Source organism: Pseudomonas sp. IT-347P (assembly GCF_949768005.1).
Taxonomy (GTDB): Bacteria; Pseudomonadota; Gammaproteobacteria; order Pseudomonadales; family Pseudomonadaceae; genus Aquipseudomonas.
Genome location: NZ_CATKPQ010000059.1, coordinates 79304 through 92970, shown reverse-complemented (window position 1 = coordinate 92970; position 13667 = coordinate 79304). Strand labels below are relative to the sequence as shown.

Below are 13667 nucleotides of genomic sequence, written 5' to 3'. Positions count from 1 at the left end.
CTGGTTATCGCAAGGTTGTGGCAAGTCCCCCGTCGACACAATGGATTGCAGTTGTAGATCCACGGCACTCATCAATGCCTGTAACGACAAGCGACATGGTGAAGGCATTAGCTGCGGCTCGATAGTTTATTGGCCTCAGCCTTTAATCATTGGGGCTTCCCGCGAGGTTCGGACATTCGCTACCGAGGACATGAGGAGTGTTTGCCCATCCGCTGGTGAAGCGCACGCTAATGAAGAGTTATAACCAGTTAGCCCGGGCGACTTTCGAGTATCGGGGCACATACTCCTCTTACGATGCCAGCAGCCGAACGCTTTGCTGTTCAATCAGATTGGCATTGGAGACGCGCGACGTTGCCGCGCGTCCTTATGCATGTTGACCGGCGTTGCTCCAAGCACACGCTTGACCATCGCAGCGAGGAAACGTCCTGGATCAAGATCCTCTGGCGTCTTTTCCGTGAGAATATTAACCATCGGCAATTCCTTAATATCGCGGTCAACCTTGCTTAAAGCGGCGGGTGCCGGCCTATCTTCCTCATCATCGGACTCTGTCCCGGGTTCTGGAACGCCGACTTCGGACACATCCTCGCCGGTGTCGGGGACTACAACTTCAGCTGCATAATCCATCAATATTAGACACGTTGCGTGATAGGCATCATCTTCCTGTCCCAACTTGGCGAGAAGGTCAAACAACCATTCGGCAACTGCTGGTTCTTTCTCAAGAATGTCGGAGCGCAACCCGAACGCAAACCCAAGGGCTGCAAGGGGATGCCGCAAGCGTAGATTCTTGGCGTCACCGTACGACTCCTCGACTCGATTTGGAGCGTTCTTGCCATATGACGAGTCCATGCGTTTTGTCGAGATCAGTAGTTCCGGCCCAGTAAACCAATCCGTGATTATCACGTCGACTTGCTTAAGGTAGTTCTTCCCGAGGATCTTGGCACTGGATGACATTACATTTGGGATTGATGTTTCCTTGGTCATACGATCTAACACGGTATCGCGCATGGTCCGCGGTAACCACTTCAGCAATGACGCTACAGATGCAGGGAGGATGCGGGGAGGTAATGGGCGTGGCCAGGCTTGATCAGCATCGAAACCTGCTCGCCGCAGCTCATAGCTGAGCCAAACATCGAGCGCCAGCGCCGGCACACCAGATTGTGTTCCCGCTTTCAAAAATAGCGGAACGCCCAGTAGTTTTGAGAGTGTATTGTAGTCAGGCTCAAAACGCAGCGATCCGTCGGAGGTCTTCATCCATGGATTGGAATGCGTACCACCAGGTGCAGCAACCGCGACGATTCGGTCAAAGAGTGCCCATGCTTCCGCTCTGGTCGATTTACTTTCTTTAGCGGCCACTGGCTCCCCTTAATGTGCGGCGTTGAGCAAGCGCTTCCCGCGCTTCTCGGATAAATTCAAGGTGTTCTGCGGTTAGCTTGCCGGAATCTTGAAGTAGGACTCGATCCACGATCTCTACGGCATCAAGCAGTCTACTCTCCTCTAAAAGCTTCGAGACCTGCAATTTTATTGCACGAAGCGCATCGGCGTTTTCTGAAATCAATACTGGTGAAGGCATTCCCCAAGCATCTGCCTCCTTTGGTTCGATTTTCAGAATTCCTCCGCCATAAGTGCGTCCGACCATTTCGGCGTGTAGCAGCGTGACCGAGTTCAAGCTGGCAAGCGGCAAAAGTTCGCGACCGAGATCGCGAAGATTGTTCTTCAAGAAAACGCCGTGAACGGAGTTGAGGTAACGCGCACCGGCATCATTAGCTGTCAGTCTTGGCGTGTCCGCATTCATGCACGTCAGGAATAGGTCCGGTGCAGGTACTAGAGGCACTTTGTACCATGTCTTGCGCACCCGGCATTTGTAAGCAGTATCGACGCCGGTTCGATGCCCATCTTCAATATAGGCAAGCGCTTGTGCGCTGGGTGGGTCATTGGGGTAGAACAGATAGGTCGCTTGCCCACTTGCGCCCAACTTATTGAGTTGGGCCTCGGAAAGCGAAAGACCGCGCAAGTGGGAACTTCCTGGAGGCGACAGGCGAAGCAACTCTTGCTTACGCAGGCCAAGCTCTTTCGCACGCTGAGGAGAAAGCGTGAAATACTTGTTATTGCCGGTGACGATGCCGAGGGTCGTATCCCCCCATTTCTCCAGACTCGTGAAATGACCTGCGTGAAGAAGATTATCTACAGGCTTCACCGCCCTTGGATCAATAACGCTGCTCGTCCATTTCGCGCCTGGATCTCTTGGTGTCCATACGAGCCCTTCACCGAGGGTGTGAAGCTCCTTGGCATTTTTCGCCTGCCGAATGGTCGCATGATCCGCAGGCCCCTCTTGGTAGCCGTCCGCAAGAAGCAATACGATATCAGCCTCTACTTCAGGGAAAACCTGCTCATCAAAGAGTACGAGCTGGACGTGCCGGAAATGACTGAACAGGAAACGGCGTACAGGAGCCGCATAGTTCACGGAGAGCAACTCGGCAGGAAGAACCAGCCCGAGGCGCCCTCCTCGCTTCAAGAACATTGCAGAGTGCAGGGTAAAGGCAGCCCAGCTGGACGCAAGGCCCGTCAGGGACACGCCGGCTCTGAGAGCGGCCTCGCGAGAGCGGGCGCGGGCGCTCCCAGAAAAGTCTTGATAGCGAATATACGGTGGGTTTCCAATAACAGTGTCGTATAGGGACTCAGGTTCCACTTCAAAGAAGTCGCTGTGCCTAATTTTGGCCTCACCGCCAGCGTCAAGCACACGCTGAATTGCGACCTTAGCACTGTGCTCGTGGATCTCTACGCCATCGACTATTGGTCGAACATCGTCTCTTAAGCTTAGATCTTTGAGCCGCGTCACTGCAGCTACCAGAAACGCAGCATCGCCAGCTGAAGGCTCCATAACCAAGTCATCCGGCTTGCGAATAGCCCACAGGGATACAAACTGAGTGATTTCCTCAGGTGTGAAGAATGCTCCTCGCTCCTTGCGCAGGGCGGGGGTATCAGCTGAATCAATAGAAGGTACGGGCGTCAATGGCGAATCCTGGAAAACAGCATGCATAAGTCAAACCAAAAGGCTTGGCGCAGAGAGTACGATGGAGGATAGCTCTAGACGAGGATCCAAACCTGAGACTTTTCAGATTGATACGAGTCTATCCGGTTCGCCAAGCTCAAGTCGAGTTTGCCACACGCCACGAGAGGTATGTGGACTCAGCATGGGCCGAGGTATAGACACTTCACAGCACCGGATTGGCCCGCATGCATTGCATGGAGTACACGCCCAAACTGCTTCCACGGATTCGATTCCCCCTTCAGCCAGAGTTCACACCATCTCCACATCGCCTCTGTGTAGCTCGAACCTAGTCGATTGCACGCCCCTTTCATCCCTGACGTTCACCTTCCGCTTGGCTGAGCGTTATCTTCCGAGGAATATTGGGGCAGCCAATGCCCACCAATACGTCATGGGTATCGGGGAGAACTTCATCGTCGTCGCTCTGCGGGTTACGGTGAATCAAGAACGCGAGTAGCTATCACCGAAACGCCATTCGTATCGACTAACACTATGATCGAAGCTTTGACCATAGGCATCGAATCGAAACCGTTCGTGCTCTTTTCCACGATAAGACCCTTCGGCTTCCAGCGATTCCATCGTTCTTTGCACTGGTGCCATTCATCGATAATCCGGCGTATCCGAACCGATATGCTTGAGTTCAAGTACATCGGGAAAATAGAGGCTAGCTCTGGGAGCCAAGAACGCTACCATGAGGACTAGTGGCGATGCCATTGGCAAGCGCGGCAGCATCGCCTTCTGGAGGTTGGAATAAGTGGAAGTGCTGATCGCCTCAGCCTTCTACCTTTGCAAGCTAGGCTTCCAGCTTTCCCTTGGTGATGACTTGTTCATCAAAGGCAGCATCTAAATTGTTCGCGAAATCTCCCTAGTTACTCCGATTCTTGGTGCCGCTGTCGCATAGTAGTTCTTTGATGAAAGAATTTCCTTGGGCGACTATGATCCGATGCCCGATTTCTTGAGTTCCGGCTTGCGCAGCTCCACCGACGTACTCCCCCTGATCATATCCATTGGTATCGGACTGACGTTAGCGGAAATCTTGCCTCGCAATATGGCCGTGACCCATCATGCGTTATTATAAAGACCAACGTAGTATGAGGTTTGCTCACCAGCACTCAGCGGCATTGTTTTAGGTGCCGATTCTAAGAGTCGAATGACTGGGCATGAGCTTATGTCGCATGCGCGGAAACGCTGAATATCGAAATACGTCTGTGCATTCATAGGCGCAAATTAACTATGCTTTAGGTAGCACACCATGGATTTGAAACGCTTCCTGAATGAATTCCACCCTTTGTTGACGGAGTATGAGCGCTGTGCATTTCGCGACTTCGTATTTCCCTACGAAGTAACCCCTCACAACTATTTGAGCGAAGCAGAGGCATCGTTATCGAGGTTGACTCTCGGAGGTGACCGTGAAGCAGTGGCAAATGCAAAGAGAGCAATCGACTGCCAAATTGAAGCGGTCATGGAGACACTTGGGCTTCCCGGCGGTAAGAGCTTCCCGTCCAGGTTAGCCGCAATCCGAAAGATCGGTCTGGTGGCTCCACGTATTTTAGAAAAAATCAACAAATTGCGAAATGCGATTGAGCATGACTTCGTCAATCCGACCCGAGAACAAGCTGAGCTAGCAGTCGATACAACTATTCTCTTTGTCGAGCTAACGCACCGAGTGTTTCGGCAGACTGTGCTTCAATGCGCAATATATGATCCAACTCCAAATATAACACCGTGGATCAACTGGGGGCCGAACTATTTGGCTTTCGAAATGATTGGTAATGCTGAGGGTATTGAGATTAAAGGGGAAATTGAAGGAGTAGCGTCATTGCGACAGTTAATAAAGCGCGAAGGCATAGAATACGTTCCGCTTCGCAAATTCTTTCTCGCTGGTGATTTCGCTTATTCAGACGTACCGGATAAAGACTTAATCAAGAATTTGCGAACGGAGATCGATGTCTAAATTTGCGGATATTGACGCCAACCGTATAGACAAAAACTCAAATTCAAGACTGGTTTTGGACACTTCTGGAAAATACCGTGAAGGCAACGGCTTGAAATGGATTCCACAACAGATAACAACTCACATCAACAGCGACATTCTTTTAGATCTCTCCTTCCATTGGTTCGACCTTAGCCGTGAACACGACCCCGAGAACACCAAACTTTCAGGGTTGTTCCTTCGGTGACATCGCAATCATTCAGCAAGCAAAGCGTCGGGGCATGGTGCTTGATCGTGAAACTCGACGCTGGAACGTGGTCAATGGCAATGACCATTCCTTGATTTGGGGGACTACACGCAGAAGGTCATGGCGAAGCAACAGCATTATCTGGCCAACTCGATGAACGCATCACCGGCCACATAATAATTTTTATTAAAGATTCCAACCTTCTGGATTAAGTAGGCGGATTTGTCGGTGAAATAAGTCGCCGGCTCTGCGACAGAGAGCACGGGTACAGGGCGTCTGAATACTCAGCGAATGTTAAATCCGCACGCAGCTCAAGATGTTTCCAGGTGTCAGGCTGAGGTGTTCGATTGTAGTGGCGCCCGTGGAAAGAAAGCAGCACGCACGCGGCCTGAAAGATCATCTAAAACCTCTACTCTGTAGATAGGACAGCGGGCCCCAGTTGCAAAATTTCCAACGGCATACCTGCAATCGACTCCTGCGAGATAGCGAGCTCGTCGCGCAGCATAGTCTGCACCTGCTCTATCTTAGACTTTGCAAGCCATAGCCGTGCATCAACTTGTGTCTCAAAATCTTTAGGTTTGTCTAGCTTTGCACCAACAATGCAACTCACCGTTTCAGGTGTAGGCACGATGATTGCTCGTGCTTTAGCAGTCAGCGTGTTCATCCAGCCTTGAGGGTCGTAATCCGGAAAACTGATCATTTCCTCGATTCCGCTTAATGCAGTCTTTACAGCTCTCGGGGTGATTTGGGGACTGCCACGAAAAAGCATGGGTATGCGCATGACCTCTTGTGGCCAGCAGTAATGATGTAGCGCAAACATGACATGGAGGTTTTCGATCAGGAGTACTTGTTTAAGCCCATGGAGCTCGTCAGCTGGCACGCTGAGCGTGCCGCCTACAGGGTGCCGGTACGTTCCTGACGCAAGATCCAATTCACCCGATAAGCTCGCCACCATCACAACGTGGTCTGCAACCGTTCCGCCACCGACTTTTTCATCCCTAGTATTTTTAGCACGCTTCAGTCGGTCACCTTCAAAAGCATCCATACCCTCAGCCAAAGGGTCGAACGTCATGTCTCTTTTCAACATCGCTCTTAATTCAACATGATCAGCGTCGCTCAGTTGCAATGCACTGCTGCCGATGAGGGTGCCAATGCCGTGTTCTGTGTTCAGCTGCTTCCACGTGGCATTAAGCTGGACTTTGCTGCTGTGCCGCCTCAATGCAACAGTCACAGTCTCGATGGATCGTTTGTTAGTCAACATGCGTCAGTTAGGCCGTTTGGCCTGCTCCAATATTAGATCAAGCACTCGTCGGTTCGCCGACGTTCGTGAGAAGGGCTCAAAGGTGGGGCTGAGTCGGAAGAAAAGTTTCTTTCCCTGAGTTTTGCTCAAGGCGACCTGTAGCTGCACGTAACCATCCAACGCGTACAGCCATATACCCATGCTTACCTCAGGATCGCCATGTGTTTTCCAGAACTCGACAGCGGATTGAGGTTCTCTTGTCTCGCCCAGCTTCTTCAACATGGCTTTCAAATAATCGCGGGCAAAAGGCTTTTCCATTTCCAGCGTTTCGCTGGCTTGGGCCGGCACGGCTCGGGAACCGCGCGCTTGGGAAGGCTCGTTGGCGGGTGGTCTTGTTTTCGGCGCAGGTAGCTCACCGATTAGCAGTTCCAGCTCTTCGAGGCTTTCGCCAGCCTGAAGATCGCAGTAAACATGACCATTAAGTGGCATAGAGGACGCACCGGCCCATTGAGCACCGTCAGGTCTGTCAAGCAACGGCTCCAGATCTATCGCATTGCCGGCCTGCAGGAACGTGTCCATCGCATGTGCCACTTGGCGCATCTTGTTGCGTTTTCGCACCGCTAGACTCAATCGATCCAGCCGGCCGATCATTTCATCAAGCGCCAACCGATTCCTCGACACCGCCGCGAGCAGGCCCTCGATGAGCACGCGGCGCAGCACACGATCGCTACGGCTGAGCTTCAGCAAGCCGACATGGGAGAAAAGTCTCAGCTTATCGTCCAGCCGCTTCAAGCGGTTGATTGCGTTTTTGATTTCTCTCAAGCGATCGGACAGTCGTGGCGAGTAACCATACCCGCCCTCGATGAAAGCGCGGGTTTGGCTGTGCTCATTGCGCAGGTGGTTGATCACTTGCCGGGAGGTGTGCATCAGCCTTTTCAGATGTCGCTCGGTCTCGCTGACGAGGTTGGCTGTCTTAGCATCGTGATACGCCTCGCACAGTTGCTCCATGACGATGAGGCTCTCTTGCAAATCCGGTGAAACCCGCTCGAACCCCTGAATGGAAATCTGCGCGCCCACATCCAGCAGTAAGCTGCTCAGATGAAATAATTCACCGTCTTCCTCTACCAAACCCTTGGACATCATCCACGAGATGCCTTTGGTCATCCGGTCCGGTGTAGGCACTCCTGTCTCGTCCGCGGTTGCAAGCTCTTCAAGGAAAGCTGCGTTTGCCTGCAGATGCTTACCCAACTCTTCCCAATCCGCTGCTTTCACAGATTCAGGCCTCCTTGTTGATCGGCACCAAAGTCCCCATTCGCATCGATATCGAGATCAATGTGATTGAACTCGATCAGCCAAGTCAGCAACATGTAGATGTATCCCATTTTGCCGGTGGCCACGAAATTCGCAGATTCGCTGCTGCGTTTTACGAGATAGCCAGTATCTTCCAGCGCGCGAAGAACGAGTGTCAGGCGATCCTTGATGGTTTTTGCGTTCTTCGACTTGCTGAAAAATTCGTGCGCACTGAGATCCCATAGTTGATCCCGATAGGTAATGTGCCCTTCTATAGCGTCCAACAGGTCTGCGAAAGACACGACGTCCCCGGGGGCCAGGCAAATATCGCTACGCCCTGCCCGGCTGATCAATCGAATAAACTCAAGGCACGGTCGCAGTTGATCCCGTATGACGACCAATTGAGAGGATGCAGCATTGCGGTCCATGGGCTCTTTCAGATCGACGTACCGCGCAAAATAAGTGTCGGGCGTCTCGACCTCGCCTATCGTGCCTAATGCGCGCCCCAGAGGCGCGAGGGCGGCAGATATTTCTTGCGTAAATTCTGGCACCCTCATCCGCCGATGCAATTCGGGATAGGCGTACTGGCAAATGAACCCGCCGCCAAGCAGGACCTCCAAAACTTCTCTGATAGGGGTCACAGTGCAAATTCCGCTTGGTCAGGCGCCAGCGCCTCATTCAGATCATCCAGTTCGTCATCACCCTCTTCTGCGTATTCCTTGACGATAATGGCACCCGTATCAGCACGTCGTTCGAGGGTGTAGCGGTTGGCAAACTGACGCAGCAGCTCCGGTGCCCCTCCTGGGAAACAAGCAAGCATGGAAAGACCACGTTCGTTAAAATAATTGACCAGTGCGACGTAGTTTTCAGCAGACAGCTCTAATGCTTCGTCTATGGGAATGGACATGCGGAAGTCTGCGTCCTGGCGCAACAGCTCGAACAATGAGACATAGATCATCGCTACGATGATTTTTGTCAGCCCAGTGCTGCTCATACCGATGAGGTCAGCGTTGTTGGTCGCCACCTTAAGCCGACCTTGATCGTTGCATGAGACGCTGACGTCAAAGCAATCTGAAAGGTTAGACGAGAAGGCGCCCTCCGTGATTTGTCGGGCGATGCTGCGTAGTGCGTCCATGAAGGCATCTGAAGGCAACTGCGTGTCGTTCACGGCTGTCCAACGGCGATATTGCGTTTCGTAGTTGGAAAGATCATCCCAGAATGTCAGGCTGTGAATTCGCGAGGTGACCTTGAATTCAAACTGACGGATTTGCTCGAAGGCGCCTAGTACCTCGCCAGCCTTTTCGGTCGCATCGCGCCCGAGCTTTTGAATGCTTTTGTGCAGTTGCTGAAGCTTGGCGCGACTATCGCAGAGTTCGTCTGAAAGATTCTTGGCTTGGATGATCAATTTGAGTTTTTGATCGGGGTGCGACACCTCGATGTACTCATACAAATGAGGCGCCGCGTCCAGCCAGGCGAATTCAGGTTCGTGTGCCGAGTTGCTCGCCTGAGCGACGATCTGTTCGATGGCGGCCCCCTGTGGAGTGTGCAACAGCGAATCCTCACGAAATCGCGCACGCACAACCCGGTAAAGATTGCTCCCTTGTCGCTGGAAGTCGTTACGCCGACGTATTAGCCCATTGACCTCGACTTCGATGTCCGCCGCGTTGAGATTGGGGTTCCATGCACCCGTTTCTGCAGGCTCATAGGGCGCCAATGGGTGAAGGATATTACGCAAAGTTCGTTGTTGATCAGCATCCTCCCCGCCTTCCTTTACCAGCTTGCTGCGGCGGCTACTGAGCACGCCCTGCGCCTCTTTGGTTTCTAGGTCATGTTCGTTAATGAGACGGTTTTGGCGATCCAGATCACCTTGCAGGAGATTTTTCCGTTCGATGCGTTGCGCGAGTTGGGGGTAAATATCCGACGCCCAATGTCGATAGCTTTCAATCTTCGAACGTAGGGCCTCTACGTCTTTGATTTCCAACTTCAGCGTTTCGATTTCCGCCGCCAGCCGCTGGTTCACGCGGTCGTCGATACCGGCGTCATGCAATCGAGCGATCAACTCATCGTTGATCTCACGTAACTGCGCTGTCAGGGTTTCAGAGATGCGGGCAAGCGATGCATCGCGCGCAACCTGGACACTGCTGATCTCCAGTTTTAAGTTGTGCTTCGCCTGCTCAGACGCTGATGTCAGATCCCTCAGATAACGTTTGTGCTCATCCTTGAGCGCATCAAGCCGCTCGTTCATGACGTCGAATCGTTCATTGGCTTCTTGTACCAGTTGAGTCTGCAATTCGATTTGAAGCGAGTGATTTTCCAGTGCCCGCGACTGCAATCCTTCAAAAACGCTCCGGCGAGAAAGCAGTTCGGCGTGCGCATGTCGCTCATCATTTCGGGCCAATGTTAGCGTTGCTGACTGTATTCTGACCCGCTCTTCCAGATTCCGCGTCCGCCTGCGCACACTTTCGAGCTCATTATTTAAGGAGTCGATCCGCGAGCTTAGCGAAGCAATTTCGCTTTCAATCTCGCTCACGCTTGCAATGGTCGCAGCAGGAAGCACGTTGAGAGACAACTCAACGCCATACAGGCTATTTTGTGTGACGTTGAGCAGCGCAGGATTGAGGTCTGTACGCATCAAGATGTCTGCCGGTACCAGTCGCGCGATATTGCTCGACCAATCCGGATGGTGGCGGCGTAGGAATCCAAGGAAGGTTTCGGCACTGGCATTGAGCTGGATCTTTAACTCTTCGCGGCTGTCCTGCAGGACTTCGATCTGGTTCTGAATGCCTTGAAATTCAGCAGCCAGTTTTGCTTGCTCGGTGTGCAGTGCTTGCTCAGCGTCTTCAAGCGAGCCGATACCGCTCTGGTGTTCCTTGAATATTCCGAGCTGCTCATCGATCTCCTGTCTTGCCTGGTTCAGCAATGCCTGATCAGTCGGCAACACCGCGCTCGACTGCAAATGAGTCAGGGTGTTCATCTCTTTCACCCGCTGCGTGAGAGCGGCATTTAACTGAACTTGCTGCTTGTCCATTTCAGATGACTGCTGCTCTCGTGCTTGGTCGTACAGCGCGGTTTGACGCGCATCAAACTCCTCTTTTCGCAGTTGAAGAAGAAAAATGGAGGCCTCACTTTGTTCGCGCGTTGTCTCCCGTTGAGCGTAAGCAGCCTCTTCCGCCAGCTTAGTCGACTGTTCATAAACCCGACGGATATCGAGTCCGTTGCGACTGAGTTGATCGAGATGGTTTTGCTTCAGATCGCGCTGACTTTGCATTGCCGGCAGCCGGTCAAGGCGCTCCGACAGCGTAGCCATGCGTTTTTCAGCATGTTCATCCCGCTGGGTTTCAACCTTTGAAATCCATTCGTGTTCGGTTTTTAGGGAAGCCTCTAAATCCATTCGTTTATGGACGAGTGTGGAACGCTTTCCAAGGCTGGCCTCACCCAAAGCGGTTTGCTCGAGACTAAGAGCCGCCAAGGCTTCATCGCGCTCTATCTCGCGTTTCTTTAAATGATCATCTAAGAGCATCGCTTTGCGTTTTTGCAGACAAAGCTGCCGGACAACTGCATGAACTTCCAGGCGGACCTGATTCATTTGCTGGATAGTCGACTTGAGAGCGTCCATCAAAAGATAGCCCGCGCGGTTGTCGATCACATTTTTAAATAGCTGGGCGTTGAGCATCAACAAAGTACGGCTAGGATCAGCATTCTCTTGCTGAAGAATTTCCGCCATTGTCGCCTTCATCGTATCAAATGTGCCGCCGCTCTCCAGAAGTGCGAGCGTCACGTTATCGATCCCATTGAAGTCCTTGCGCCGGGGCGCTAGTGAGTACTGTGGGCGAAGTGCGGTGATCATCTTGCGCCTCGCGGTGTCCTTCACATCCTCTAGGTGAGCAGTTCCGCTGTTGAACTGAATGATCCGCCGGTAATGAATCGGTTGCAGCTCGGGTGAGCACTGCGCGCCTTGGGCGGCAAGATGACGATTCAGCTCGCCAGGCAGCACCAGCTCTCCGGCTTCGTAATCGCGGTAAAGCAGCTCAGGACGCCAGGCCGCGTTGATCAGCCTGTATGCGTAGCCTTCCCCACTGCGATGCATGACCGCGCAACGAGCAGCGCTCATGTAATTGGTGTATTCAAACACGATGAAGCTGGAGAGATTGGGTAGGTACCAGTTGGCAAAGCTCTCCCGGTTGCTGCTCGCTTTCACCAATCGACCCGGTGCCGCGCCGTAGAACACTGGAATCAGCTTCATGAACGAAGATTTGCCGATACCGTTTGTGCCAGTGACGCTGGTATTACTGTCCATGGCGAGCTCAGCCTTGGCGCCTGCACAAAGCGAGTCAATCAATATGATTCTTATGAGCTGAGACATATTTTTTCCCAAAGTTGAAATGACTTCTAAACGTGAATCCGCTCTACCGTCGATGGGGCATCACCAAGCTAGGGGGTTCGCACCTAACTCAGGGCAGTTTTACTATCAGAGGCTTGATTTCGCTGCCGACGTCGAGGTCTTACACCGCCGTTCGTATGCTTGCGCCTGAAATCAACGGTATGTAAAGTCAGTCGACATATCTAGAGTGTTTACCTGTACAGGTAAACTTTTCAAGCAGGTGAGGTTTCAATGAAGCGTAGGCAAACAATCGAATCTGTACGTTGGGATTTAGCGTTGCGCTACCGGCTGATTGAAACGGTGGCATGGTGGGAAGGTCGTTTGACCACGAATCATCTAATGCAGAGTTTCGGTATTAGTCGGCAACAAGCGTCCAAGGACATCAACACCTACATCAACGAGCATGCGCCGAAGAACCTGTCATACGATAAGCACCTCAAAGGCTATGTACCGACGCGTAGCTTCGTCCCGCTGTTCATTTCCGACAGCGCTAATGCTTATCTGCAGCTGCTGAACCAAAACCACGAACGTGCTCCGCATATCGAGGGCCTGAGCCTTGCGTACGCGCACATAGAAGTGCTGGATGTACCGGATAGGTCAATCAGGCCAGAAGTGCTGCGCCCGCTGCTCAAGGCTTGTCGCGAGCGATTGAGATTTGAGGTCGAATACGTGTCTTTCAGGACACCAGGTGGCGAAACACGCCTGATCGCCCCTCACACGCTGATCTACAGCGGGATGCGCTGGCATGTGAGGGCTTACTGCGAAAAAAACGGCGAATACCGTGATTTTGTGCTCAGCCGCTTTCGGGGGATTCCTGAACTCATGGATGAGCCGTCAGAACACAGCCGCGAGCTGGATGCAGGATGGAATGCCTCAATTACCGTCATCCTTGAACCTGACTCTCGCCTCAAGCCTGAGCAGCGGGAAATTCTGGCCGCGGATTATGGGATGCAGAACGGCCAGCTCGTGATTCGAACGCGCGGTGCTCTGGTGCAGTACGTGTTACAGAGATACCAGATCGATACGACGAAGGTGCATACCAAGCCGAGTGCACAGCAGTTGGTAGTCTCCAACTTGGAAGAGCTTCAGCCTTGGTTGTATTAGTCGGTGTTGCCAGCGCGATCGGACTGGCAAAATTCAAGAAAAATTACGGTGATCAACGTGCAGCGTCTGGTGACCCATCGCTACCGTCAGGCAACCATATGTAAACAAAATGAACGGTTATGCTCCTTCCCTTATGGCAGATCCGTCTCCCTGCTGACAGAGCTCAACCAGACAAGTGCGGCCAGTGAAATGCAGCCGCAAAATCAAGAGCGACCCAGGTGCAAGCAGCTCCGCTGCCGCTAAGATGTGCATTGTCCGCAAGGACTGTTCGGCTGGTTACGGCGGCCTTTAGTACTAAAGGCGTGCTCATAACTCTGTCTGGGACGCTTTGAGCGATAACGGAAGAGCTATGAAGGGGCGGCGTTAGGTCAAAATTCGGACGTGACAGCTCATAGTTCAGTGGTTCTGAGACGCCAGAGCTATTTT

Annotated in this window: 9 protein-coding genes; 3 read left to right on the top strand and 6 right to left on the bottom strand. The window is 52.5% G+C overall.

The genetic code is table 11. The features are described from left to right. Positions 1-324 precede the first annotated feature (324 nt). Together ACM6IV_RS26095 and ACM6IV_RS26090 are read right to left on the bottom strand one after the other, a co-directional pair. Positions 325-1353 (bottom strand): hypothetical protein, encoded by a 1029-nt coding sequence (locus ACM6IV_RS26095; RefSeq protein WP_414872244.1) that lies wholly within the window; start codon positions 1351-1353, stop codon positions 325-327. After that, positions 1343-3037, bottom strand: coding sequence for an Eco57I restriction-modification methylase domain-containing protein (locus tag ACM6IV_RS26090; protein WP_414872243.1), 1695 nt, complete (start codon positions 3035-3037; stop codon positions 1343-1345). Before ACM6IV_RS26090 ends, ACM6IV_RS26095 begins: the two co-directional genes overlap by 11 nt. 1261 nt (positions 3038-4298) lie before the next feature. Here ACM6IV_RS26090 and ACM6IV_RS26085 point away from each other — a divergent pair. Beyond that, on the top strand, positions 4299-5000 hold the full coding sequence (locus tag ACM6IV_RS26085; RefSeq protein ID WP_414872242.1) for a hypothetical protein: 702 nt from the start codon (positions 4299-4301) through the stop codon (positions 4998-5000). Continuing rightward, positions 4993-5226: a hypothetical protein gene (locus tag ACM6IV_RS26080; RefSeq protein ID WP_414872241.1), complete on the top strand. Its 234-nt coding sequence runs from the start codon at positions 4993-4995 to the stop codon at positions 5224-5226. The genes ACM6IV_RS26085 and ACM6IV_RS26080 overlap by 8 nt, the downstream gene beginning before the upstream one ends. Positions 5227-5635: 409 nt before the next feature. On the opposite strand, the gene ACM6IV_RS26075 is transcribed toward ACM6IV_RS26080, so the two are convergent. The 4 genes from ACM6IV_RS26075 to ACM6IV_RS26060 are packed head-to-tail and all read right to left on the bottom strand — an operon-like array spanning position 5636 to position 12119. Then, complete coding sequence (locus ACM6IV_RS26075) at positions 5636-6487, bottom strand: hypothetical protein (protein WP_414872240.1); 852 nt, start codon at positions 6485-6487, stop codon at positions 5636-5638. Positions 6488-6490: 3 nt separating this feature from the next. Beyond that, on the bottom strand, positions 6491-7738 hold the full coding sequence (locus ACM6IV_RS26070) for a hypothetical protein (protein ID WP_414872239.1): 1248 nt from the start codon (positions 7736-7738) through the stop codon (positions 6491-6493). Next, complete coding sequence (locus ACM6IV_RS26065; RefSeq protein WP_414872238.1) at positions 7735-8397, bottom strand: hypothetical protein; 663 nt, start codon at positions 8395-8397, stop codon at positions 7735-7737. Before ACM6IV_RS26065 ends, ACM6IV_RS26070 begins: the two co-directional genes overlap by 4 nt. Then, complete coding sequence (locus tag ACM6IV_RS26060; RefSeq protein WP_414872237.1) at positions 8394-12119, bottom strand: ATP-binding protein; 3726 nt, start codon at positions 12117-12119, stop codon at positions 8394-8396. The genes ACM6IV_RS26065 and ACM6IV_RS26060 overlap by 4 nt, the downstream gene beginning before the upstream one ends. Positions 12120-12368: 249 nt before the next feature. Between ACM6IV_RS26060 and ACM6IV_RS26055 the strand changes: the two genes are divergently transcribed. After that, positions 12369-13241 (top strand): WYL domain-containing protein, encoded by an 873-nt coding sequence (locus ACM6IV_RS26055; protein WP_414872236.1) that lies wholly within the window; start codon positions 12369-12371, stop codon positions 13239-13241. Positions 13242-13667 lie beyond the last annotated feature (426 nt).